We start from the raw sequence: 24,029 nt of genomic DNA, 5'->3' as shown, positions 1-24,029 counted from the left end.
AGTAGGAGGATTCGCCATGAGTAAAATTATCGGTATTGACTTAGGTACAACAAACTCTTGTGTAGCTGTTATGGAAGGTGGAGAACCAAAGGTTATCCCAAATCCAGAAGGAAACCGTACAACACCTTCTGTTGTAGCTTTCAAAAATGAAGAGCGTCAAGTTGGGGAAGTTGCAAAGCGTCAAGCAATTACAAACCCAAATACAATCATGTCTGTTAAACGTCATATGGGTACAGACTACAAAGTAGAAGTTGAAGGTAAAGATTATACACCTCAAGAAATTTCTGCAATCATTTTACAAAACTTAAAAGCTTCTGCTGAAGCATACTTAGGTGAAACAGTAACGAAAGCTGTTATTACAGTACCTGCATACTTCAACGATGCAGAACGTCAAGCAACAAAAGATGCTGGTCGTATCGCTGGTTTAGAAGTTGAGCGTATCATTAACGAACCAACAGCAGCAGCGCTTGCTTACGGTTTAGAAAAACAAGATGAAGAGCAAAAAATCTTAGTATATGACTTAGGTGGCGGTACATTTGACGTATCTATCCTTGAGTTAGCGGATGGAACATTCGAAGTTATTTCAACTGCTGGTGACAACCGTCTTGGTGGAGATGACTTTGACCAAGTTATTATTGACCACTTAGTAGCTGAGTTCAAAAAAGAAAATAACATTGATTTAAGCCAAGATAAAATGGCACTTCAACGTTTGAAAGATGCAGCTGAAAAAGCGAAAAAAGATCTTTCTGGCGTAACACAAACACAAATTTCATTACCATTCATCAGTGCTGGAGCTGCTGGTCCATTACACTTAGAATTAACGTTAACAAGAGCGAAATTTGAAGAGATTTCAGCAGGTCTTGTTGAAAGAACGTTAGAGCCAACTCGTCGTGCATTAAAAGACGCTGGTTTTGCTCCAAGTGAATTAGATAAAGTTATCCTTGTTGGTGGATCTACTCGTATCCCAGCTGTACAAGAAGCTATTAAACGTGAAACTGGTAAAGAACCATATAAAGGTGTAAACCCTGATGAAGTTGTAGCATTAGGTGCTGCAGTTCAAGGTGGCGTACTTACTGGTGATGTAGAAGGCGTACTATTATTAGACGTAACTCCACTTTCTTTAGGTATTGAAACTATGGGTGGTGTGTTCACGAAATTAATCGAGCGTAACACTACAATTCCAACAAGTAAGTCACAAGTATTCTCAACAGCTGCTGATAACCAACCGGCAGTAGATATTCACGTATTACAAGGTGAGCGTCCAATGTCAGCTGACAACAAAACATTAGGTCGTTTCCAATTAACAGACCTTCCACCAGCACCACGTGGTATTCCACAAATCGAAGTAACATTCGATATTGATGCGAACGGTATCGTTAACGTACGTGCAAAAGACTTAGGAACAAGCAAAGAGCAAACTATTACAATCCAATCTTCTTCAGGTCTTTCTGATGAAGAAGTAGATCGTATGGTACAAGAAGCAGAAGCAAATGCTGACGCTGACCAAAAACGTAAGGAAGAAGTTGAACTTCGTAACGAAGCTGACCAACTTGTATTCCAAACAGATAAAGTTGTAAAAGATTTAGAAGGTAAAGTGGATGCGGCTGAAGTTGCAAAAGCAACAGAAGCGAAAGAAGCATTACAAGCTGCGATCGAGAAGAATGAGCTTGAGGAAATCCGTGCGAAAAAAGACGCTTTACAAGAAATCGTACAACAATTAACTGTTAAATTATACGAGCAAGCTCAAGCAGCTGCAGGGCAAGCAGAAGGTGCACAAGGAGCACAAGATGCTGGCGCGAAGAAAGACAATGTAGTAGACGCTGAGTTCGAAGAAGTAAAAGAAGATAAGTAATATAAATAAGTAAGATGACAAAAAGTCAAAGTCAAGCGTGCCTTGACTTTGGCTTTTTTCACGAATGAAAAGAAAAGTGTGAGGTTCTTAAGTTTTTTACTTTGCATACTGTAAGTGAGGAAACTTTGTTGCAAAGCACTTTCTTTCGGTGTTAAAATTACGTTTATGTGAAAGATTCGGGGGTTGTAAATTTATGAGTAAACGAGACTATTATGAGGTCCTTGGACTTAGCCAGGGTGCTTCAAAAGATGAAATAAAAAAAGCGTATCGTCGTTTGGCTAAAAAATACCATCCAGACGTAAGTAAAGAAGAAAATGCAATTGAAAAGTTTAAAGAAGTACAAGAAGCATACGAAGTATTAAGCGACGATCAAAAGCGCGCGCAATATGATCAATTTGGTCATGCTGGTGCAAATCAAGGTTTCGGTGGCTTTGGCGGCGGAGGAGACTTCGGCGGTGGCTTCGGTTTCGAAGATATCTTTAGTTCGTTCTTTGGCGGCGGTGGCGGTAGACGTCGTGATCCAAATGCTCCGCGTCAAGGTGCTGACTTACAATATCAAGTTACTTTAGAGTTTGAGGAAGCTATTTTTGGTAAAGAATTAAATGTTGAGATTCCAGTAGAAGATCCATGTGATACTTGTAAAGGTAGCGGAGCGAAACCAGGAACTTCAAAAGAAACATGTAAACATTGTTCAGGATCAGGGCAAGTAAGTGTAGAACAAAATACACCATTTGGTCGTATCGTAAACCGTCAAGCTTGTGGTCATTGTTCAGGAACTGGTCAAATGATTAAAGAAAAATGTACGACATGTCACGGTTCTGGTAAAGTACGTAAACGTAAAAAAATCAATGTTAAAATTCCAGCAGGTATTGATAATGGTCAACAAATTCGTGTATCTGGAAAAGGTGAAGCGGGCGTAAATGGCGGACCGGCAGGAGATTTATATGTTGTTGTTCATGTGAGAAATCATGAATTCTTTGAGCGTGAAGGAGATCACATTATTTGTGAAATGCCATTAACATTTGCGCAAATGGCACTTGGTGCTGAAGTGGAAGTTCCTACTGTTCATGGGAAAGTGAAGCTGAAAATTCCAGCAGGAACACAAACAGGAACAGAATTCCGCTTAAAAGGAAAAGGTGCTCCGAACGTACGTGGATACGGTCAAGGAGATCAATATGTAGTCGTTCGTGTTGTTGTACCGACGAAATTAACTTCACATCAAAAAGAGTTATTACGTGAATTTGCGGGACAAGAAGAGCAGGATGATAGTTTATTTGGAAAGCTTAAACGTGCTTTCAAAGGGGAATAATGGAAATGAAAAATGGAGTTGGTAAATTGTGAAATGGTCAGAAGTTAGTATTCATACAACAGAAGAAGCAGTAGAAGCTGTCTCTCATATTTTACATGAAGCTGGTGCTAGTGGAGTTGCGATTGAGGATCCAGCGGATTTGACGAAAGAGCGCGAGCAACAATATGGTGAAATTTATGCATTGAACCCAGATGAATATCCGGCGGAAGGTGTATTAATAAAAGCATATTTCCCACAAACGGATTCTTTACAGGAAACGATTGCGGGTGTAAAATCATCTATTGATATGCTTCCATCTTACGACATCGAAATTGGTACTGGAAATATTACCGTTAACGAAGTCAATGAAGAAGATTGGGCTACTGCTTGGAAAAAATATTACCATCCAGTACAAATTTCTGATACATTCACAATTGTGCCGACGTGGGAAGAATATACACCAGCTTCTCCGGAAGAAAAAATTATTGAATTAGATCCAGGTATGGCGTTTGGAACAGGAACTCATCCGACAACAACGATGTGTATTCGTGCTTTAGAAAAAACAGTTCAGCCAGGTGATACTGTCATTGATGTAGGAACAGGTTCTGGTGTACTTAGTATTGCAGCGGCAAAATTAGGTGCGTCTTCTGTTCAAGCGTATGATTTAGATCCGGTTGCAGTGGAAAGTGCAGAAATGAATGTACGTTTAAATAAAACAGATGATATCGTGTCTGTTGGGCAAAATAGTCTTTTAGAAGGTATTGAAGGTCCTGTTGATTTAATCGTAGCTAACTTATTAGCAGAAATTATTCTTTTATTCCCTGAGGATGCAGCAAGAGTTGTGAAGTCGGGCGGATTATTTATTACATCGGGCATTATTGCAGCGAAGGAAAAGATAATTTCTGAAGCGCTAGAAAAAGCTGGATTTACAATTGAAGAAGTATTACGAATGGAAGATTGGGTAGCAATTATTGCACGAAATGCGTAATATAGATTTTAGTTTATAATGAAAAGGGGAGTCTCTCACTATAAGGTGAGGGACTTGCCGTTTGTTATATGAAAAAATGATAACGTTTCGTTCTTTTCGTAAGTGTTGACTTACGAAAGGAACGAAACTCTACTAAGGTGATTATATGCAACGTTATTTTGTAGAAGAGAAATATGTAAATGAGACAAGTATTCGTATTGTAGGTGATGACGTACATCATATCGCAAGAGTGATGCGTATGTCAGCTGGCGATCACATTTATTGCTGTGTAAACGGAAAAACAGCAATATGTTCAATTGATGAAATTACCAGTGAATTTATTAATACGGCTATTGTAGAATGGGTAGAGGCGTCAAGTGAACTTCCTGTTTTCGTGACGATTGCAAGTGGACTGCCAAAAGGAGACAAGCTAGAGTTAATTTTCCAAAAAGGAACTGAGCTTGGGGCGGCCGCATTTTTACCATTTCAAGCATCTCGCTCTATTGTAAAATGGGATGCGAAAAAAGCTGATAAAAAAGTTGAGCGTTTAAGAAAAATTGTGAAAGAAGCTGCGGAACAATCGCATAGAAGCGAAGTTCCAGAAGTGCATGCTCCGGCATCATTTAAGCAATTGCTTTCAATGAGTAATGAGTATGATGTATGTCTTGTTGCGTACGAAGAGGAAGCAAAACAAGGTGAGAAATCCAATTTTGCTAAAGCTTTAACGACGATGAAACCAGGCCAAAAACTATTGATTGTATTTGGACCAGAAGGTGGTTTAGCGGAGGAAGAGATTACTACGCTTCGTGAACATAAATTTGTACCATGTAGTTTAGGACCAAGAATTTTAAGAACAGAAACGGCGCCGTTATACGCGTTAAGTGCTGCTTCGTATCATTTTGAATTGATGGGGTGATGATCAATGTCAACTGTTGCGTTCCATACGTTAGGTTGTAAAGTAAACCACTATGAAACAGAGGCCATTTGGCAATTGTTTAAACAAGGTGGATATGAAAGAACTGAATATGAAAAGAAAGCTGATGTATATGTTATTAATACGTGTACAGTAACGAATACGGGAGATAAGAAAAGCCGTCAAGTTATTAGACGTGCTGTTCGTCAAAATCCGGATGCGGTTATTTGTGTAACGGGATGTTATGCACAAACATCTCCAGCGGAAATTATGGCGATTCCAGGCGTAGATATTGTAGTTGGTACACAGGATCGTGAAAAGATGTTAGGATACATCGAAGAATTCCGCAAAGAGCGTCAACCAATTAATGCTGTCCGCAACATTATGAAAACACGTGTATACGAAGAACTGGATGTACCTTATTTCACGGATCGTACACGTGCATCTTTAAAAATACAAGAAGGTTGTAATAATTTCTGTACATTCTGTATCATTCCTTGGGCACGTGGTTTAATGCGTTCTCGTGATGGAAAAGAAGTTATTAAACAAGCGCAGCAATTAGTAGATGCAGGTTATAAAGAAATCGTATTAACAGGTATTCATACAGGTGGGTACGGTGAAGATATTAAAGATTATAACTTAGCTGGATTACTTCGTGATATGGAAGCGGAAGTAGGCGGATTAAAACGTCTACGTATTTCTTCTATTGAAGCGAGTCAGATTTCAGATGAAGTAATTGAAGTGTTAGATAAGTCTGAAGTAGTTGTACGTCACTTGCACATTCCATTGCAATCTGGATCTAATACTGTATTAAAGCGTATGCGTCGTAAGTATACGATGGAATTTTTCCAAGAGCGTTTAGATCGATTGAAAGAAGCGTTACCAGGCCTTGCGATTACATCGGATGTAATTGTTGGTTTCCCAGGTGAAACAGAAGAAGAATTCATGGAAACATACAATTTCATTAAAGAGAATCGCTTCTCTGAGTTACACGTATTCCCTTACTCAAAGCGTACAGGAACACCTGCAGCGCGTATGGAAGATCAAGTTCCTGAAGATGTGAAGAATGATCGTGTTCATCGTTTAATTGAACTATCTAACCAATTAGCGAAAGAGTATGCATCACAGTTTGAAGGGGAAGTGCTTGAAATCATTCCAGAAGAGCAATTTAAAGAGGGCGACCGTAAAGGGTTATATGTAGGCTATACGGATAACTACTTAAAAATTGTATTTGAAGGATCAGAAGAGTTAATTGGTAAGCTAGTGAAAGTGAAAATTACGAAAGCTGGTTATCCATATAACGAAGCGCAATTTGTTCGTGTTCTTGAAGATGATGTAAAAAAAGAATCAGCAAGCGCATAAAATGAAACTTTAATGAGTGGGGTTTTTGTTCCTTCCCACTAATTATCAGCCGGATTCCTACCTAAGTTCTTTGCTTTTGCTGAATTTTGAGGTGGGGGCCTTACTGCCCGGCAAATAGCGGGATAAAAAAAGCATGCAAACGGAAACGATTTGCATGCTTTCTTTTTTTCGTGGAGAAGTTAAGTACTGAAAAGACAGGTACGTCGAATGAGTAGTTGTTTCGTACATTCCTGCATTAAAAAAGATGTAATGATAAAAATATAGTTGTTTTCAGGGGAAAAGGATAATAGCTATCTACATAGCTTTTGAACAGGAAAGGGCATCTATTCTTCTTTTATTCTGCCAAATAGTTGACCTGAAGTGATAAAATGTATTATAATCGTAAAAGACATGCTGAAGAAGGGTTTCTTTTTGCATGCTGAAATTAGTATGTAAGTGTGATGTTTCGGAGGGAGGGAAAGAGAATGTCAAAAACAGTCGTTCGTAAAAACGAGTCTTTGGAGGATGCACTTCGCCGTTTTAAAAGATCGGTTTCTAAAACTGGTACACTTGCTGAAGCAAGAAAGCGCGAGTTTTATGAAAAACCAAGTGTAAAACGTAAGAAGAAATCTGAAGCGGCAAGAAAGCGTAAATTCTAAGAGAGGGTGTAAGTTATGAGTCTTCTCGGTCGTTTAAACGATGATATGAAACAAGCGATGAAGAATAAACAAAAAGAAAAGTTAACCGTTATTCGTATGGTTAAGGCTGCTTTACAAAATGAAGGTATTAAACTGCAACATACTCTTACTGAAGAAGAGGAATTAACAGTTTTAGCTCGTGAAGTAAAACAGTATAAGGACTCCCTCCTTGAATTTAAAAAAGCTGGTCGTGAAGACCTTGTTAATAAACTGCAAAGTGAAATTCAGATTTTAAGCGCATATTTGCCGGAGCAATTAACAGAAGAAGAACTAGCGAATGTAATTAAGCAAGTTATTTCTGAAGTTGGTGCAACTTCTAAAGCAGATATGGGTAAGGTGATGACTGCTGTTATGCCGAAAGTAAAAGGTAAAACAGACGGATCACTTGTGAATAAGTTGGTTATCCAGCTATTAGCATAAAAAAACGTCTCATTTCGTATGAGACGTTTTTTTATGCTTTTTTTCAGTTTGGACGTGATATTACAAGCTCTTTTTTCATACATATGGGATGAGAGGGGGTCTTTTGAGATGAAAAAATTAGAACAAATGAAGAATTGGTTAACAAAGCAAATAGACCTGCCAGTGGATGTGCTAATGGATCTACCTCGGATCACGCTTGTTGGGCAAGTGCATATCTATATAGAAAATCATCGGGGTTTATTAGTGTTTTCAGATAAAGAAGTAAGATTGTTATTAAAGCACGGTCAATTATTAATTAAAGGGCAATCCTTTATTATTAAAACAATCCTTCCAGAAGAACTTTTGCTTGAAGGAATAATTGAGCAAGTGACGTTTTTAGAAAACGAAAAAAAAGAGGAGTGAGGGAAACTTCCATATGTGAAGTTTTTCTTCGTTATTTTCGTGATTCGACCTTACTATTCAGTTTATCTCGCTATTTATGGGCGGTAGAACTCTTTATTTCATTTTCGTACGAGCTATTTTGCTAATTAAAGTGAAAAAAGTAGTGTGTATACTTTTGGAAAGGTAGTGGAGATAGTAGATGAAAAATAAATGGTTTATAAAGTGGCTTGGATATGTAAAAGTACGAATTGAAGGTAGAGGTGCGGAACGGTTCGTTAACGAATGTGTACGTAGAAAATTATTAGTTTGGGATGTTAAGAAGATTGCTGATGAAACGTTAGTTTTTTGTATGTTATTACGAGATGTGAAGAAAATAAAACCAATTTATAGAAAAAATGAATGTAAACTATATTTTATTGGGCGTTACGGTTTTCCTTTTTTGAATAAGCGTTTAATTAAAAATAGTGGATTCTTAATTGGTTTTTTAATTTTCTTTTTTGGCATGATTGCATTATCCAATATGGTTTGGAAAATTGAAATTACAGGAGCGAAACCTGAAACAGAATATATATTGATGAAAGAATTGGACAAAATGGGTATTAAAAAAGGAAAATTACAATTCCAAATGCCTAATGTAGAAGATGTACAACGTCATTTGACAGACAATATTAATGCGATTACTTGGGCGGGATTAGAAATAAGAGGAACGACGTACCATTTTAAAATTGTTGAAAAAAACGAGCCGAAAAAAGAAAAGGAACAAAGGCCGCAAAATTTAGTTGCAAAAAAAGAAGCGATTGTGACAAAAACATTTGTTGAAGTAGGAAAACCAGTTGTCTTGAAAAATGATCATGTCGAAAAAGGACAGCTTCTCGTATCAGGGATATACGGTAATGAGGAGAGTCCGACGATTGTTTCGGCGAAAGGTATTGTATATGGAGAAACGTGGTACACATCTGAGGTAAGTGTACCACTAAAGACGCAATTTCAAGTATATACTGGCAATGCATATAATGAGCATTACCTTACATTTGGGAGTGCGAAAATAAAAATATGGGGATTTCAACATGATAAGTATAAACGCTCTCGTACTGAAAGTGTAAAACACGATGTGAAACTATTTGGTTTTACACTGCCGATCGCGTATGAAAAAGATATTGTACGAGAAGAGGAAGAAGCGAATCGGGAATATACAGAAAAACAGGCAATGAAAGTAGCGAAAGAGATGGCTGAAAAAGAACTAAAGAAAAAATTGGATGAACATGCTATGATTGTAAGTGATAAGATTTTGAGTAAAGAGGTTGAGGCGGATCAACTAAAAGTCACATTGCATTATACTGTGATCGAAAATATTGCAGAGCCACAACCAATATCCGAATCCGATATTCAAGGAGACTGAGTAATGGCAGAACAATTAGTAGAAATGAACCAACAATTGGAAAATGCTAACGAAGCAATCGCTCTTTTTGGAGTCAATGATGCTCATTTGAAAGTAATTGAACGGGAATTGAATGTATCGATTGTAACTAGAGGTGAAACTGTTCATGCATCTGGAGCAGTTGAAACTGTGACACTCGTAGAAAAAATCTTACAGCAATTACTTGTTGTTATTCGAAAAGGTATATCAATTACAGAAAGAGATGTTGCGTATGCAATTCAGCTCGCACAACAAGGGAAAATTGCTCAATTTGAAGAGTTATATGAAGAAGAAATCTTTAAAACGGCAAAAGGTAAATCCATTCGTGTAAAAACAATGGGGCAAAGAAGATATATTCATGCAATGAAGAAGAATGATATTGTATTTGGAATGGGACCTGCTGGGACTGGGAAAACATACTTAGCTGTAGTAATGGCTGTGAGAGCTTTAAAGCAAGGGTATGTAAAGAAAATTATTTTAACGAGACCGGCTGTAGAAGCTGGAGAAAGTTTAGGTTTTTTACCAGGAGATTTGAAAGAGAAGGTAGATCCGTATTTACGTCCATTGTATGATGCTTTGCACGATATTCTTGGACAAGAATATACGCAACGTATGATGGAGCGAGGGGTAATTGAAATTGCACCTCTTGCTTATATGAGAGGGCGTACGCTCGATGATTCATTTGTTATTTTAGATGAAGCGCAAAATACAACGGGTGCACAAATAAAAATGTTTTTAACTAGATTAGGTTTTAGTTCTAAAATGGTTATTACGGGGGACCCTTCACAAGTAGACTTACCAAAAGGGGTAAAATCAGGGCTTTCGCTAGCTTCTAACATTTTATCTGGTGTATCAGGTCTTTCATTCATTACATTAGAACAAACGGACGTTGTGAGGCATCCGCTGGTGCAACGTATTATTGAGGCATATGATAAAATGGAATGATCCTATTTGTCAGGATCATTTCTTTTTGTATTAAGGTTGGCGACCGGCATATTTTTTACTATCATAAAAGATAAGAGAAATAAACTATAGGTGCTGGTGTATCAAAATGTTACTTAAAAGTATCGTTGGCTAGAAGAAATGAAAGCTATAAATAGTTTCACTTTATTTCTGGAGAGGAGAAGGTATTGAAATCATGTTAAGATCTGAAGAAATTTCTAAGTGGTTTCGTAATTTACAACATTCGAAAAAACTAAGTTGGATTTCTTATGTTTTATTAGGAGCAGTGCTGTTTTTTGCACTTATGAATAATGTAAAACCAGAGCAATTAGATGTTGATATGTATTCTATTGCGAAAAAAACAATTCATTCTCCTATTAAAATTGAAGATAAGGTAATAACGGACAGAAAAAAACAAGAGGCCGCTCAAAAAGTTGGGGATCAATATACATATAGAAGTGAATATAAACAAAATAGAGTAGATATTGTAAATGATGTTTTTGCTAAGGTAAATGAAGCAATTCAAGAGATGAAAGCTGCTGGACCTGAAGAGCAAAAAAAGATGACCGATGCAAATAAATTAGAAAAATTGAAGAAGAAGTTGCCATCTAATTTAACAAAGGAATTATCGGATGAGAATTTATTATATTTTATTAATGCAGAACCGGATCAATTAGAATTAGCAAAGAACGCGGCTCTAACGTCTATTAGTGTTATTATGGGTGGAAATATTAAAATGTCCGAAGAAATAGCAGCAAAAGAGCGATTTGTTAATGAAATGAAAAGCCTCAATGTGAATAGTGGATTGAAGGAAGCTGTGAACGCGCTAGGATCATATGCGATTACAGCAAATTATTTTTATGATCCGGTTGTAACGAAAGAGAAGAAGAAAGCGGAAGAAGATTTAATTCCACCTGTTTATATTCTTCAAGGACAAGTTATTGTTAGAGAAGGTGAAACAATTTCAAGTGATATGTATAATCAGTTGAAATTAGTCGGTTTATTAGAGAAAGGTAATAGTTTTCAGCCTTATGTTGGATTAGCAGTGCTCATTGGTGTGTTACTGTACTTTATGCATAAGCAGTTTGAAGTATTTTTACAGCGTAAAAGAGAAGATAGACCGTATATTTTAGCGTATATTACAATTTTATCTATCACGATTGTTTTAATGAAAACGATTAGTTTGTTTCAAAAGCTTGAATATGCAGGAATTGCGTATGTTGTTCCGGTTGCGATGGGAACAATACTTGTAAAACTAATGATTGGCGATCGGTTTGTATTTTTAACAAGTATGATTTTTTCTGTGTGCGGAAGTATTATGTTTAATGAAGGGGTAACAAGTACACTGAATTATAGTGTAGGTATTTATGTGTTGTTAAGTTCATTATCAGTAAGCATTTTCTTAAGAGAAAAAAATCGTCGCACGATGATTTTGCAAGCTGGTATACTCGTTTCTATCTTAAACGTGGTCGTCTTAGCGGCGTTATTATTATTACGTAATGGGAATTTTTCACCTCTTGAAATTGGAACGCAATTATTGATGGCTTCCGTTTCAGGAATTATCTCATCCGTTTTGGCTATGGGGATATTACCGTATTTAGAGAGTGGACTTGGAATTGTATCAAGCATGAAGCTTATGGAACTATCAAGTCCAAATCATCCGCTTTTACGTAGAATTTTGTTAGAAGCGCCAGGAACGTATCACCACAGTGTAATGGTAGCGAATCTTTCTGAGGCAGCGTGTGAAGCGGTTGGAGCAAATGGTGTATTAGCACGTGTAGGGGCGTATTATCATGATGTAGGAAAAACAGTACAACCGCAATTCTTTATTGAAAACCAGATGGGAATTGAAAATCCACATGATAAATTAGATCCTGTGACGAGTAAAGATATTATCATTGCTCATGTAACAGATGGAGTCAGAATGCTCGAAGAATACCATATTCCGCAAGAAATTATCGATATTGCTGGACAACACCATGGTACAACATTACTTAAATATTTTTATTATAAGGCGATTAAAGAAGATAAAGAAAAATATACAGAAGAGATGTTTCGCTATCCGGGATCAAAAGCAACTTCTAAAGAGTCGGCAATTGTTGGTATTGCTGATAGTGTTGAGGCGGCGGTACGTTCTATGAATCACCCAACGCCAGATCAAATTAATAATTTAGTACAAAGTATTATTAAAGATCGCCTGCAAGATGGGCAATTTAGTGAATGTGATTTGACGTTTAAGGAACTACAAATCGTTGGAAAAACGTTATGTGAAACGTTAAATGGTATTTTCCATTCGCGTATTACATATCCGGAACCACCGGAAGAGAAGGAGAAAGAATGAGTTTATTAATTGATTTCATTGACGAAACAGAAGAAGTGAAAGAAGAATATGTGAATTTAATTCGTGAGATATTAGAAAAAGCAGCTCAAATGGAAAAAATAGAGGATGGTGCGGAGTTATCAGTGACATTTGTAGATAACGAACGCATTCGCGAGATTAATCGTGATTACCGAGATAAGGATCAGCCTACTGATGTCATTTCCTTTGCTATGGAAGAAATGGGAGAAGGAGAAATGGAAATTGTAGGTGCAGAGATGCCTCGTATGTTAGGTGACCTTATTATTTCTATTCCGAGAGCGAAAGAACAAGCTGAAGAGTATGGACATTCTTTTGATCGTGAACTTGGCTTTTTAGCGTTACATGGCTTTTTGCATTTACTTGGTTATGACCACATGACAGAAGAGGATGAAAAAGAAATGTTTGGAAGACAAAAAGAAATTTTAGAGGCATTTGGATTAGGTCGATGAAAAAAGGAAAACTTATAAATAGTTTTGGATATGCTATAGCAGGTATATTCTTTTGTCTTCGTCATGAACGAAATATGAAAATTCATTATTTAGCCGCAGTCATTGTTATATGCTGCGGCTTTTATTTCCATATTACGAAAGTAGAGTGGATGGTATTACTTATTGTAATAGGAATTGTAATGAGTTTAGAGATGGTAAATACGGCTGTGGAGAAAACAGTAGATTTAGCGACTACCGATATACATCCGTTTGCGAAAATTGCAAAGGATGTCGCAGCCGGATCGGTTTTATTGTTTGCGATAATAGCCGTTATAATTGGTGCTATTATCTTTTTGCCGTATGTGGTATAGTTGCATTCCAAAGCTTTTATGAAGCTTTGAAAGTGCTGTAAAGGCCTTTAATAAGAGAGTGTATCTTATTCACAGCTGTGGACAGGAAGGATGCGGGAATATGAATAGTAAACAATTAATTCAAGAAGCAATCGAAGCGCGTAAACAAGCGTACGTACCATATTCTAAATTTCAAGTAGGTGCAGCATTATTAACACAGGATGGAAAAGTATATCGTGGATGTAATGTTGAAAATGCATCATATGGTTTATGTAACTGTGCAGAAAGAACAGCTTTATTTAAGGCGATTTCTGAAGGAGATAAAGAGTTTGTAGCTATTGCAGTTGTAGCGGATACAAAGCGTCCGGTACCTCCTTGTGGAGCATGCCGACAAGTTATGGTAGAATTATGTAAACAGGATACGAAAGTATACCTATCAAATTTACATGGTGACGTTCAAGAGACTACAGTTGGAGAATTGTTACCAGGAGCATTTTTAGCGGAGGATTTACATGAATAGAAAAGGTTATAAATCAGGTTTTGTCTCTATTATTGGCAGACCGAATGTTGGAAAATCTACATTTTTAAATCGTATTATCGGCCAGAAAATTGCCATTATGAGTGACAAGCCACAAACAACTCGTAATAAAATTCAAGGCGTATATACAGAAAATGATTCACAAGTAATTTTCATTGATACACCAGGAATACATAAACCTAAACATAAATTAGGCGACTTCATGGTGAAGATGGCTCAAACGACATTAAAAGAAGTTGATATTGTTCTGTTTATGGTCAATGCAGTTGAAGGATTTGGTCGTGGTGAGGAATTCATTATTGAGAAATTAAAAGAAACGAAACAACCAGTATTTTTAGTAATTAATAAAATTGACCAACTTCATCCAGAGCAATTATTAGAGTTAATTGATCAATACCGTAAACTATATGAATTTGCAGAGATTGTACCAATTTCTGCATTAGATGGCAATAATGTGGATGCTTTAATTGGAACAATTAAAAAGTATTTACCAGAAGGACCGCAATACTACCCAGATAATCAAGTAACGGATCATCCAGAGCGATTTATTATTTCAGAGCTTATTCGTGAAAAAGTATTACATTTAACACGTGAAGAAGTGCCGCACTCTGTAGCGGTTGTTATTGATGCAATTCAAAAACGTGAGGGCGGAGCGGTTTATATAAACGCAACGATTGTTGTTGAACGTGCATCACAAAAAGGAATTATTATAGGTAAGCAAGGAAAGATGTTAAAAGAAGTCGGTAAGCGAGCTCGTTTTGACATTGAAGCATTACTTGGTTCTAAAGTATTTTTAGAAGTATGGGTAAAAGTGCAAAAAGATTGGCGTAATAAAATGTCTCAGCTTCGTGACCTTGGTTTCCGCGAAGACGAGTACTAAAATAGAGTAAAGCTGTAATCAGCGGATGTTTTGTTCATCCGCTGATTATTGGTTTTTATGAGTTTTGATAAATTAGGAAAAATTTTTCTCACATGAAAATGGACAAAATGGGTCAATTTAATAACAACAAAGGAAATTGGTTTATAGGCTACGCTTATTGAGAAAGGTGGATTCTTATGCTAGATTTTACCTGGAAGTTTTTCTCCAAAACAGGAAGCATTGAAACGTACTTGCTTTTGAAAGAAATGGAAAAAGACGTAAACGATGAGATGGATCAACATGAAGAGGAGTTAGCGCATCTAGACTCTCCAATTTCTTGACCCGTTTTGTTCAAACCTTGGATGGTGACGAACATGTTTCAAAAAGTTGAGGGCATCGTTATCCGTACGACAGATTACGGAGAAACGAACAAGATTGTTACAATATTCTCAAGAGAATTGGGTAAGGTAAGTGCAATGGCAAGAGGAGCGAAAAAACCGAAAAGCCGGTTAGCATCTGTTTCGCAACTTATGACACATGGTAATTTTCTTATTCAAATGGGATCTGGACTTGGAACTTTGCAACAAGGCGAGATTATTTCAACTATGAAAGAAATTCGCGAGGATATATTTTTAACTGCTTATGCATCATTTATTGTTGAGTTAACTGATAAAGCAACAGAAGATAAAAAACATAATCCATATTTATTTGAAATGTTATATCAAACGTTGCATTATATGTGTGAGGGTGTTGATTCAGAAGTATTATCATTAATTTATCAAACGAAAATGCTTCCGGTATTAGGGATGCGCCCGTACTTTGATACATGTGCGATTTGTCATCAAGAAACAGATTTTGTCGCCTTCTCTGTCCGGGAAGGCGGTTTTCTGTGCTCGCGTCATGCTGAGCAAGACCAGTATCGTATACCAGTGGGAGAAGCTGTTCATAAATTATTACGTCTTTTCTACCACTTCGATTTACATAGACTTGGCAATGTATCGGTGAAGGATAGCACAAAAAAACAAATGCGTTTAGTATTGAATACATATTATGATGAATATTGCGGGATTTATTTGAAGTCAAGACGTTTCTTAGAACAACTTGATAAGTTTCAAATATAATTTGGGGCCGTATACGGTCCTTTTTACATCCTATCTTTTTCAAATAGCATATTTAGTATATAATATTTAAGAGATAGTATAACTTTTTTCGTTGTGCATTAAAGGTGGTGATTATCATAGAGCTGAATAAACGGCAAGAACATATCATTCAGATTGTAAAAGATCACGGTCCTATTACAGGGGAGTCAATTGCTGCGCAATTAGGATTAACACGTGCAACGCTAAGACCAGACTTAGCAATTTTAACGATGGCTGGTTATTTAGAAGCGCGTCCACGCGTAGGTTATTTTTATACGGGTAAAACCGGGGGGCAGCTATTATCTGAGGCTGTTAAGAAAATTAAAGTACAAGATTATCAATCTAGGCCAGCTGTAATTGATAAAAATGTATCAGTATACGATGCGATTTGTACAATGTTTTTAGAGGACGTAGGTACCTTATTTGTTGTAGATCAGGCGATTCTATTAGTTGGTGTTGTGTCTCGTAAAGATTTATTAAGAGCTAGCCTTGGAAAGCAGGATTTAACCTCTCTTCCGGTTAATATTATCATGACAAGGATGCCAAACATTACGATGTGTCGTAGAGAAGATTCTTTATATGATATTGCGATGGAATTAATAGAAAGACAGATTGATGCGATGCCGGTTGTGAAAGATACGAAGCAAGGTTTAGAAGTGATTGGACGAATTACAAAAACAAATATTACACGTGCGTTTGTAAACTTAGTAAATAACGAATAAGTGTAATTTGTTTAAAGTGAGGTAATATAATGGATAATAAAATCGTATATGTCGTATCTGACTCTGTTGGAGAAACGGCTGATTTGGTTGTTCGAGCAGCGATGGGACAATTCCCATTTGCTCCTGATATTAGACGTGTACCGTATGTAGAAGATACAGGGACATTAAAAGAAGTGATTTCGATTGCTAAGAGCAATCAAGCGCTTATTTGTTTTACGTTAGTAAAGCCTGACATGCGTCAGTATTTAGTGACAGAGGCTGCGAAAGAAGGCGTAGAGGCATATGATATTATCGGGCCTCTTATCGATCAAATTGAAGAAATTACAGGGCAAGTACCAAGATATGAGCCGGGTGTTGTTCGTAGATTAGATGAAGAATACTTTAAAAAGATTGAAGCGATTGAGTTTGCTGTAAAGTATGATGATGGTAGAGACGCGCGTGGTATTTTAAAAGCAGATATCGTGTTGATTGGGATTTCGCGCACATCAAAAACACCACTTTCTCAATATTTAGCTCATAACAAACGTTTGAAAGTTGCTAATGTACCGCTCGTACCAGAAGTAGATCCGCCTGAAGAGTTATATCAAGTGGCTAAAGAAAAATGCTTCGGTTTGAAAATTACGCCAGAGAAGTTGAATCATATTCGAAAAGAGCGATTGAAATCACTTGGACTAAGTGATGGTGCAACATATGCCAATATTAATCGTATTAAAGAAGAAATTGATCACTTTGAGAATGTAGTTGGTAAAATAAATTGTCAAGTAATTGATGTATCGAATAAAGCGATTGAAGAAACAGCTAACATTATTGTGAATGCAGTGCAAAACCAAAAATTGTTTTAGCACATTTACCAGAGGTGAATGTGCTTTTTTCGCTCGTGAGAAACATAATACCTGTTGATTTCGTAATAGATTATAGCGGAGTGGTTATACTTATATTCTTCTGTCTTTTTATTATGCTAAAGGCAGGGTTTCGTTATCCTGAAATAGAAGATGAAAAAATAAAGGGATATGTAGCGTAGTTGAAGAAAATATATTATAATAAAAAATTGTGATAAAAACCTATATTTTACGTTTAGACTTTAATTTTTCAGAATAAACTAGGGATAGGATTTACGAAAAGACATGTAATTACGTTAAATCGACAAAATCTATACAAGAAAACGCACATTATGGAAGGATTCGCAGAAGGGATGTAGAATACAGAAATATGCAAAACATCAATATCGTATTAGTTGATGCAGATGCATAGCCTGTGAATGCTGAAAACTGTGCAAGTTGGAACGAAAGTTCATGTCGAAATTTTGTTTGTCACATCGTATGCTCATCGTTTAAGGAAGAAGCAAGGGAAATTGGATCTATGTAGATACTGAATAAGCTAAAGTTGATTTTTTATATGTATCAACATGCAAAAAAACAGATCTCGTGATCACATAGGATATGGTGCTTGCTAGTCTTCTTGTAAAAAAGTGTATATGTATTGTCTCCAGGAGGTACATTTGTAACAGGTGAGCAAATGGATACAATTTTATATAGTAGGTACGTATCTGCGAAATTACGCAGAAAAGGGCCTACAAAATCGTTTGATAACGTGATCGACAACACTTTCTAATAAGTTTAGAAAAAATATTGTCGAATTATAAAGGAATTTTTTAATTTTTATCGAATACAAAATACGACACGGAGATGGATTTATGGGGAACAGAATTCCCGAAGAAGTTGTTGAACAGATTCGGACGTCATCGGATATTGTAGAAGTGATTGGTGAATACGTTCAACTTAGAAAACAGGGGCGTAACTATTTCGGCCTTTGTCCATTTCATGGTGAGAATTCTCCTTCATTCTCTGTTTCATCTGATAAGCAAATTTTTCATTGCTTCGGATGTGGAGAAGGTGGAAATGTATTTTCCTTTCTAATGAAAATGGAAGGATTGGCTTTTACCGAGGCTGTTCAAAAGCTAGGTGAAAGAAATGGAATGGCGGTTGCAGAGTATACATCAGGGCAAGGACAACAAGAAGACATATCTGATGACACTGTCATCATGCAACAGGCTCATGAACTTTTGAAAAAGTATTATCATCATTTATTAGTAAATACAGAAGAAGGAAATGAAGCACTTTCGTATTTGTTAAAACGTGGTATTACGAAAGAGATGATTGAGAAGTTTGAAATTGGTTATGCGTCACCTGCTTGGGATGCAGCAACGAAAATTTTACAAAAAAGAGGTTTATCGCTGTCTAGTATGGAACAAGCTGGTCTTCTCATAAGAAGCGAGAAGGATGGTAGTCATTATGATCGCTTCCGTGGAAGAGTTATGTTTCCAATCTATACGTTACAAGGTAAAGTGATAGCGTTTAGTGGAAGGGCATTAGGAGATGACACTCCGAAATATTTAAATAGCCCTGAAACACCGATTTTTCATAAAAGTAAATTGTTGTATAACTTCCACCAAGCGAGGCCGTTTATTAGAAAACGTGGGCAAGTGGTCCTTTTTGAAGGGTATGCCGACGTAATGGCTGCGGTAAAAAGTGGTGTGGAAGAAGCTGTCGCGACAATGGGAACAGCTTTAACTGAAGAACAAGCAAAACTTCTGCGACGTAACGTTGAAACTGTTGTTCTTTGCTATGATGGTGATAAAGCAGGGCGAGAAGCAACGATGAAAGCAGGGCAATTATTGCTAAAAGTTGGTTGCCAAGTGAAAGTTACATCCTTGCCAGATAAGCTTGATCCTGATGAATATGTGCAACAATATGGGACAACTGCTTTTGAAAATCTTGTGAAATCAAGTATAAGTTTTGTTGGTTTTAAAATAAATTATTTGCGTTTAGGGAAAAATTTGCAAGATGAGTCTGGCAAAGAAGAATATGTGAAAAGTGTTTTAAAAGAGTTATCGTTGCTACAGGATGCGATGCAGGCAGAATCATATTTGAAGTCATTATCGCAAGAATTTTCGTATTCAATGGAAACTCTTTTGAATCAATTGCACCAATATCGCAAAGAACAAAAGGTACAGCAAAAACAAGTAAAGCAGGTTTCTAAGCCGTCTCAAATTGTTCAAACAAAACCGAAGTTAACAGGTTTTGAAAGGGCAGAAAGAGAAATTATTTATCATATGTTGCAAAGTCCAGAAGTGGCTGTTCGTATGGAATCCCACATAGAAGATTTTCATACAGAAGAACATAAAGGGATTTTATATGAACTATACGCATATTATGAAAAGGGAAATGAACCTTCAGTCGGAACATTTTTAAGTTGGCTCTCTGATGAGAAGTTGAAAAATATTATCACTGATATTTCGACGGATGAATTTATTAATCCAGAATACACAGAAGAAGTGTTACAAGGCCATTTAGAGACGCTCAGCCGTCATCAAGAAAAACTTGAAAAGATGGAAATCATCTTTAAGGTAAAACAAATGGAAAAAACAGATCCTGTAGAGGCTGCTAAATATTATGTAGCATATTTACAAAATCAAAAAGCGAGAAAATAGCTTTTTTGATAAATTTTTAGTATAATGAATGTTTGTATCTCGCGTAAGGAGGGGAACAGATGGCTGACAAACCAGCTCGTTCTAAACAAATTGAAACTGAAATGACCCTTGAGCAAGTGAAAGAACAACTCACTGAGCTCGGAAAAAAACGTGGCGTTCTTACATATGAAGAGATTGCAGAACGCATGAATGGATTTGAAATTGAATCCGATCAAATGGATGAATACTATGAATATTTAGGTGAACAAGGGATTGACTTAGTTGGTGACAATGATAACGACGAAGGTCCTAATAATCGCCAAATTACAAAAGCGGAAGAAGAATTCGACCTTAATGATTTAAGTGTACCACCTGGGGTTAAAATCAATGATCCTGTTCGTATGTATTTAAAAGAAATTGGTCGTGTAGATTTACTATCTGCAGAAGAAGAAATTCGACTTGCAACGCGTATTGAAGAAGGCGATGAAGAAGCGAAACGTCGTCTTGCAGAAGCAAACTTACGTCTTGTAGTAAGTATTGCAAAGCGCTACGTAGGCCGTGGTATGCTTTTCTTAGACTTAATCCAAGAAGGCAATATGGGTCTAATTAAAGCGGTTGAAAAGTTCGATTATCGTAAAGGTTTCAAATTTAGTACGTATGCAACTTGGTGGATTCGCCAAGCGATTACACGTGCGATTGCAGACCAAGCACGAACAATTCGTATTCCAGTTCATATGGTTGAAACGATTAATAAGTTAATTCGTGTACAACGTCAATTACTACAAGATTTAGGACGCGAACCATCTCCTGAAGAGATTGGTGAAGAAATGGATCTTGCTCCAGAAAAAGTACGCGAAATTTTAAAAATTGCACAGGAGCCAGTTTCTCTTGAAACACCGATTGGTGAAGAAGATGACTCCCATTTAGGTGATTTTATTGAAGACCAAGAAGCAACATCGCCTGCGGACCATGCAGCGTATGAATTGCTAAAAGAACAATTAGAAGATGTGTTAGATACACTAACAGATCGTGAAGAAAATGTTCTACGTCTTCGTTTTGGTTTAGATGATGGACGAACTCGTACGCTTGAAGAAGTTGGGAAAGTATTCGGCGTAACGAGAGAACGTATCCGTCAAATTGAAGCAAAAGCACTTCGTAAATTAAGACATCCAAGCCGTAGTAAGCGTCTTAAGGATTTCTTAGAATAGGCTACTTTTAAGTTTACTTCACCTTTGTGAAGTAAACTTTTTTATTTTGTTAACTTTTGTTAAACTTTAGCTATGGGCAACGATTACAATTTCTTGTAATTTATTTTACAGAATTGTCTTTTGATTTGCAAATGCTCATTTTTCGATTTTTCGATTAATTTTGTGTATTCTATACAAAAATATATGTAGAAAAGTGAAAAATATGATGAGAAACGTTAATAATTATCGAAATAATAAGCGATATAACAATAAAAAACAATAAACTGAATTTATGGAATATTTTTAACGATTAGTAGTTTACTCTTTTCTGATAGAACGTTTTCAAGTACAATGGAAATGACTGAATCATCTAACTATTTAGGGGTATAGAGGGGGGAGAAGAGATATGAAACGTAATCCGCTGATTCCGTTCGCTCTTATTGCAGCATTAGGTATTATCGTTATGTTTGTATTTTCATTTCAGGGGCTAAATAAATCTAAAGAGTTAGCTGATGCAAAAAATGGTGGGAAGCCAGCACAAACAGCATCAAAGCCAGAGGATATTGTGAAGCAAAGCTGTACGAGCTGCCACGGTGACCAGTTACAAGGGGCAGTAGGACCTAATTTACAAAAAATTGGTGGGAAACTTTCAAAAGATGAAATTAAAGAAATTCTTTCGAAAGGAAAAGGAAATATGCCTGCCAATATAGTTCCAGCTGATCAAGCCGCTAAAGTAGCTGATTGGTTATCGAAGAAAAAATAAAGTTCCGTATGACAAGTCTTTTGCTTATGCAAAGGGCTTGTTTTTCTATATTTTCTAAAATACGATGAGTGATAGAGAAGTGAATTGTTTTTATAGGCTTGCAACAACTACTATAAATTCATTATCATGGAGACAGACTGACAAGAGAAGGAGTAATGGAAATACATGAATGAAGTAAAGCTTTCAAAACGATTAGAAGAAGTAGTGCGTGAAATACCGGTAGGATCTACAGTAGCTGATATTGGATCGGATCATGCGTATTTACCGTGTTATACAATTATAAATAATATTGCTACAAAAGCAGTTGCTGGAGAGGTTGTAGATGGACCATTTCGCTCTGCACAAGCAACTGTAGCTGAAAGTGGCTTACAAGATAAAATAGATGTGCGTAAAGGGAATGGATTAGCTGTTATCGCGCCAGGAGAAGTAGATGTAATTACGGTTGCTGGAATGGGCGGAGCGTTAATTCGTGACATTTTAGAAAGTGGTAAAGAAAAATTAGAAGGGGTAACTCGTTTAATTTTACAGCCGAATATTGCAGCGCATCACATTCGTGAATGGTTTATTGAGAATGGATGGGAGCTTATCCATGAAAAAATCGTAAAAGAAGATGGGAAAATTTACGAGATTTTAGTAGGCGAGCGAGGAAACATCGCGGTGCCTTATTCTGAGAATAAACAAGCGGAGTTATTTATGGGGCCATTTTTAATAAAAGAAAAAGGTGAAGCTTTCGTTGAAAAATGGGAAGGGGAATTAAAAAACTTCCAAAATATTTTAAAGCAGTTAGAACGTGCGGCTGATTCTGAAGAAACAAAAGCGAAGCGTGCGGAAGTAGAAGCGAAAATGAAAATGATACGGGAGGTTTTATCATGAGTAAAATTCCAAATGGCCATGAAATTATTTCTTTATTTGAAAGTATGTATCCGAAGCATTTGGCGATGGAAGGAGATAAGATTGGCCTGCAAATTGGAGCGCTTAATAAACCCGTACAACACGTATTGATTGCGTTAGATGTAACGGAGGAAGTTGTGGATGAAGCAATTCAATTAGGGGCGAATGTCATTATTGCGCATCACCCTTTAATTTTTAATCCGTTAAAAGCGATTCATACAGATAAAGCGTACGGAAGAATTATTGAAACGTGTATTAAAAATGATATTGCCATTTATGCAGCACATACAAATGTGGATGTTGCTAAGGGCGGGGTAAATGATTTACTTGCTGAGGCGTTAGGATTGCAAAATACAGAAGTTTTGGCACCGACATATGCAGAAGAAATGAAAAAAGTTGTTGTGTTTGTGCCAGTAACTCATGCAGAAGAAGTACGAAAAGCATTAGGAGACGCAGGTGCTGGTCATATCGGCAATTATAGCCACTGTACGTTTAATAGCGAGGGTACAGGCACGTTTGTACCTCAAGAGGGAACAAATCCTTATATCGGGGAAACTGGGCAGTTAGAACGCGTAGAAGAAGTGCGAATCGAAACGATAATTCCAGCTTCACTACAGCGAAAAGTGATTAAAGCAATGGTAACGGCACATCCATATGAAGAAGTAGCATATGATGTGTATCCACTTGATAACAAAGGTGAAACATTAGGGCTTGGAAAAATAGGATATTTACAAGAAGAAATGACACTTGGACAGTTTGCGGAACATGTAAAGCAATCATTAGATGTGAAGGGCGCAAGAGTTGTTGGGAAATTAGATGATAAAGTGCGTAAAGTGGCTGTACTTGGTGGCGATGGTAACAAATACATCAATCAAGCTAAATTTAAAGGAGCGGATGTATATGTAACAGGTGACATGTATTATCATGTTGCTCATGATGCGATGATGCTCGGTTTAAATATAGTTGACCCAGGACATAACGTTGAAAAAGTAATGAAGCAAGGTGTACAAAAGCAATTACAAGAAAAAGTGGATGCAAAGAAATTCAATGTACACATTCATGCTTCGCAATTACATACAGATCCATTTACATTTGTATAAGAAAA

24 protein-coding genes are annotated in these 24,029 nt (G+C 36.8%); all 24 read left to right on the top strand.

The genetic code is table 11. The features are described from left to right. The first annotated feature begins 16 nt into the window (after positions 1-16). The 24 genes from dnaK (at position 17) to QCI41_RS11840 (ending at position 24,024) form a co-directional block, all read left to right on the top strand. Complete coding sequence (gene dnaK, locus QCI41_RS11955; protein ID WP_000034697.1) at positions 17-1,852, top strand: chaperone protein DnaK; 1,836 nt, start codon at positions 17-19, stop codon at positions 1,850-1,852. 193 nt (positions 1,853-2,045) lie between these two features. Further along, the gene (dnaJ, locus tag QCI41_RS11950; protein ID WP_000043954.1) at positions 2,046-3,161 is read left to right on the top strand and encodes a chaperone protein DnaJ; all 1,116 of its coding nucleotides are present in this window, start codon (positions 2,046-2,048) and stop codon (positions 3,159-3,161) included. Positions 3,162-3,189: 28 nt separating this feature from the next. Beyond that, on the top strand, positions 3,190-4,128 hold the full coding sequence (gene prmA, locus QCI41_RS11945) for a 50S ribosomal protein L11 methyltransferase (RefSeq protein ID WP_353837417.1): 939 nt from the start codon (positions 3,190-3,192) through the stop codon (positions 4,126-4,128). A 145-nt stretch (positions 4,129-4,273) separates the two neighbouring features. Then, positions 4,274-5,023, top strand: a complete 750-nt coding sequence (locus tag QCI41_RS11940; protein WP_353837418.1) for a 16S rRNA (uracil(1498)-N(3))-methyltransferase — start codon at positions 4,274-4,276, stop codon at positions 5,021-5,023. Between the two features lie 6 nt (positions 5,024-5,029). After that, complete coding sequence (mtaB, locus tag QCI41_RS11935; RefSeq protein WP_000108688.1) at positions 5,030-6,382, top strand: tRNA (N(6)-L-threonylcarbamoyladenosine(37)-C(2))-methylthiotransferase MtaB; 1,353 nt, start codon at positions 5,030-5,032, stop codon at positions 6,380-6,382. 464 nt (positions 6,383-6,846) lie between these two features. Beyond that, the gene (rpsU, locus tag QCI41_RS11930; RefSeq protein WP_000048061.1) at positions 6,847-7,020 is read left to right on the top strand and encodes a 30S ribosomal protein S21; all 174 of its coding nucleotides are present in this window, start codon (positions 6,847-6,849) and stop codon (positions 7,018-7,020) included. A gap of 15 nt (positions 7,021-7,035) precedes the next feature. Continuing rightward, positions 7,036-7,479: a GatB/YqeY domain-containing protein gene (locus QCI41_RS11925; RefSeq protein WP_000054579.1), complete on the top strand. Its 444-nt coding sequence runs from the start codon at positions 7,036-7,038 to the stop codon at positions 7,477-7,479. Positions 7,480-7,587: 108 nt separating this feature from the next. Beyond that, positions 7,588-7,881: a sporulation protein YqfC gene (yqfC, locus tag QCI41_RS11920; protein WP_000732264.1), complete on the top strand. Its 294-nt coding sequence runs from the start codon at positions 7,588-7,590 to the stop codon at positions 7,879-7,881. A gap of 178 nt (positions 7,882-8,059) precedes the next feature. Then, entirely contained in the window at positions 8,060-9,259 is a 1,200-nt protein-coding gene (yqfD, locus tag QCI41_RS11915; RefSeq protein WP_000792473.1) for a sporulation protein YqfD, read from the top strand. Between the two features lie 3 nt (positions 9,260-9,262). Next, a complete protein-coding gene (locus QCI41_RS11910) occupies positions 9,263-10,222 on the top strand; it encodes a PhoH family protein (RefSeq protein ID WP_000840500.1) in 960 nt (319 codons plus the stop codon). A gap of 193 nt (positions 10,223-10,415) precedes the next feature. Further along, positions 10,416-12,560, top strand: a complete 2,145-nt coding sequence (locus QCI41_RS11905; protein WP_046956328.1) for an HD family phosphohydrolase — start codon at positions 10,416-10,418, stop codon at positions 12,558-12,560. After that, the gene (gene ybeY / locus QCI41_RS11900; protein WP_000054689.1) at positions 12,557-13,027 is read left to right on the top strand and encodes an rRNA maturation RNase YbeY; all 471 of its coding nucleotides are present in this window, start codon (positions 12,557-12,559) and stop codon (positions 13,025-13,027) included. The genes QCI41_RS11905 and ybeY overlap by 4 nt, the downstream gene beginning before the upstream one ends. Beyond that, positions 13,024-13,377 carry a diacylglycerol kinase family protein gene (locus tag QCI41_RS11895; RefSeq protein WP_000715484.1) on the top strand — a complete coding sequence of 118 codons (354 nt, stop codon included), beginning with the start codon at positions 13,024-13,026 and terminating at the stop codon, positions 13,375-13,377. The genes ybeY and QCI41_RS11895 overlap by 4 nt, the downstream gene beginning before the upstream one ends. 100 nt (positions 13,378-13,477) lie before the next feature. Further along, entirely contained in the window at positions 13,478-13,876 is a 399-nt protein-coding gene (locus QCI41_RS11890; protein ID WP_001086293.1) for a cytidine deaminase, read from the top strand. Continuing rightward, complete coding sequence (gene era, locus QCI41_RS11885) at positions 13,869-14,774, top strand: GTPase Era (RefSeq protein ID WP_001080239.1); 906 nt, start codon at positions 13,869-13,871, stop codon at positions 14,772-14,774. Before QCI41_RS11890 ends, era begins: the two co-directional genes overlap by 8 nt. Positions 14,775-14,950: 176 nt before the next feature. Further along, entirely contained in the window at positions 14,951-15,094 is a 144-nt protein-coding gene (locus QCI41_RS11880) for a YqzL family protein (RefSeq protein ID WP_000883924.1), read from the top strand. Between the two features lie 33 nt (positions 15,095-15,127). After that, positions 15,128-15,874 carry a DNA repair protein RecO gene (recO, locus tag QCI41_RS11875; protein ID WP_000487012.1) on the top strand — a complete coding sequence of 249 codons (747 nt, stop codon included), beginning with the start codon at positions 15,128-15,130 and terminating at the stop codon, positions 15,872-15,874. Between the two features lie 107 nt (positions 15,875-15,981). Beyond that, positions 15,982-16,614: a transcriptional regulator CcpN gene (ccpN, locus tag QCI41_RS11870; protein WP_000583754.1), complete on the top strand. Its 633-nt coding sequence runs from the start codon at positions 15,982-15,984 to the stop codon at positions 16,612-16,614. Positions 16,615-16,643: 29 nt separating this feature from the next. Beyond that, on the top strand, positions 16,644-17,456 hold the full coding sequence (locus QCI41_RS11865) for a pyruvate, water dikinase regulatory protein (protein WP_000368941.1): 813 nt from the start codon (positions 16,644-16,646) through the stop codon (positions 17,454-17,456). Positions 17,457-18,307: 851 nt separating this feature from the next. Next, complete coding sequence (gene dnaG, locus QCI41_RS11860; protein ID WP_000528234.1) at positions 18,308-20,104, top strand: DNA primase; 1,797 nt, start codon at positions 18,308-18,310, stop codon at positions 20,102-20,104. Positions 20,105-20,163: 59 nt separating this feature from the next. After that, positions 20,164-21,291 (top strand): RNA polymerase sigma factor RpoD, encoded by a 1,128-nt coding sequence (gene rpoD / locus QCI41_RS11855; RefSeq protein ID WP_000764061.1) that lies wholly within the window; start codon positions 20,164-20,166, stop codon positions 21,289-21,291. Between the two features lie 385 nt (positions 21,292-21,676). Then, positions 21,677-22,033, top strand: a complete 357-nt coding sequence (gene cccA, locus QCI41_RS11850; RefSeq protein WP_000828141.1) for a cytochrome c550 — start codon at positions 21,677-21,679, stop codon at positions 22,031-22,033. 165 nt (positions 22,034-22,198) lie between these two features. Beyond that, the gene (locus tag QCI41_RS11845; RefSeq protein ID WP_001006534.1) at positions 22,199-22,906 is read left to right on the top strand and encodes a tRNA (adenine(22)-N(1))-methyltransferase; all 708 of its coding nucleotides are present in this window, start codon (positions 22,199-22,201) and stop codon (positions 22,904-22,906) included. Further along, complete coding sequence (locus tag QCI41_RS11840) at positions 22,903-24,024, top strand: Nif3-like dinuclear metal center hexameric protein (RefSeq protein ID WP_000036229.1); 1,122 nt, start codon at positions 22,903-22,905, stop codon at positions 24,022-24,024. The genes QCI41_RS11845 and QCI41_RS11840 overlap by 4 nt, the downstream gene beginning before the upstream one ends. Positions 24,025-24,029: the final 5 nt, after the last annotated feature.

The sequence above is a fragment of the Bacillus cereus group sp. MG4 genome (assembly GCF_040460055.1).
GTDB lineage: Bacteria > Bacillota > Bacilli > Bacillales > Bacillaceae_G > Bacillus_A > Bacillus_A wiedmannii.
This window is presented reverse-complemented; position numbering and strand designations above follow the sequence as displayed.

Bases quoted from the DNA above. Each gene is read 5' to 3' on its own strand.
- dnaK (WP_000034697.1), top strand. From the start codon at position 17: ATGAGTAAAATTATCGGTATTGACTTAGGTACAACAAACTCTTGTGTA.
- dnaJ (WP_000043954.1), top strand. From the start codon at position 2,046: ATGAGTAAACGAGACTATTATGAGGTCCTTGGACTTAGCCAGGGTGCT.
- QCI41_RS11940 (WP_353837418.1), top strand. From the start codon at position 4,274: ATGCAACGTTATTTTGTAGAAGAGAAATATGTAAATGAGACAAGTATT.
- mtaB (WP_000108688.1), top strand. From the start codon at position 5,030: ATGTCAACTGTTGCGTTCCATACGTTAGGTTGTAAAGTAAACCACTAT.
- rpsU (WP_000048061.1), top strand. From the start codon at position 6,847: ATGTCAAAAACAGTCGTTCGTAAAAACGAGTCTTTGGAGGATGCACTT.
- QCI41_RS11925 (WP_000054579.1), top strand. From the start codon at position 7,036: ATGAGTCTTCTCGGTCGTTTAAACGATGATATGAAACAAGCGATGAAG.
- yqfC (WP_000732264.1), top strand. From the start codon at position 7,588: ATGAAAAAATTAGAACAAATGAAGAATTGGTTAACAAAGCAAATAGAC.
- yqfD (WP_000792473.1), top strand. From the start codon at position 8,060: ATGAAAAATAAATGGTTTATAAAGTGGCTTGGATATGTAAAAGTACGA.
- QCI41_RS11910 (WP_000840500.1), top strand. From the start codon at position 9,263: ATGGCAGAACAATTAGTAGAAATGAACCAACAATTGGAAAATGCTAAC.
- QCI41_RS11905 (WP_046956328.1), top strand. From the start codon at position 10,416: ATGTTAAGATCTGAAGAAATTTCTAAGTGGTTTCGTAATTTACAACAT.
- ybeY (WP_000054689.1), top strand. From the start codon at position 12,557: ATGAGTTTATTAATTGATTTCATTGACGAAACAGAAGAAGTGAAAGAA.
- QCI41_RS11895 (WP_000715484.1), top strand. From the start codon at position 13,024: ATGAAAAAAGGAAAACTTATAAATAGTTTTGGATATGCTATAGCAGGT.
- QCI41_RS11890 (WP_001086293.1), top strand. From the start codon at position 13,478: ATGAATAGTAAACAATTAATTCAAGAAGCAATCGAAGCGCGTAAACAA.
- era (WP_001080239.1), top strand. From the start codon at position 13,869: ATGAATAGAAAAGGTTATAAATCAGGTTTTGTCTCTATTATTGGCAGA.
- QCI41_RS11880 (WP_000883924.1), top strand. From the start codon at position 14,951: ATGCTAGATTTTACCTGGAAGTTTTTCTCCAAAACAGGAAGCATTGAA.
- recO (WP_000487012.1), top strand. From the start codon at position 15,128: ATGTTTCAAAAAGTTGAGGGCATCGTTATCCGTACGACAGATTACGGA.
- QCI41_RS11865 (WP_000368941.1), top strand. From the start codon at position 16,644: ATGGATAATAAAATCGTATATGTCGTATCTGACTCTGTTGGAGAAACG.
- dnaG (WP_000528234.1), top strand. From the start codon at position 18,308: ATGGGGAACAGAATTCCCGAAGAAGTTGTTGAACAGATTCGGACGTCA.
- rpoD (WP_000764061.1), top strand. From the start codon at position 20,164: ATGGCTGACAAACCAGCTCGTTCTAAACAAATTGAAACTGAAATGACC.
- cccA (WP_000828141.1), top strand. From the start codon at position 21,677: ATGAAACGTAATCCGCTGATTCCGTTCGCTCTTATTGCAGCATTAGGT.
- QCI41_RS11845 (WP_001006534.1), top strand. From the start codon at position 22,199: ATGAATGAAGTAAAGCTTTCAAAACGATTAGAAGAAGTAGTGCGTGAA.
- QCI41_RS11840 (WP_000036229.1), top strand. From the start codon at position 22,903: ATGAGTAAAATTCCAAATGGCCATGAAATTATTTCTTTATTTGAAAGT.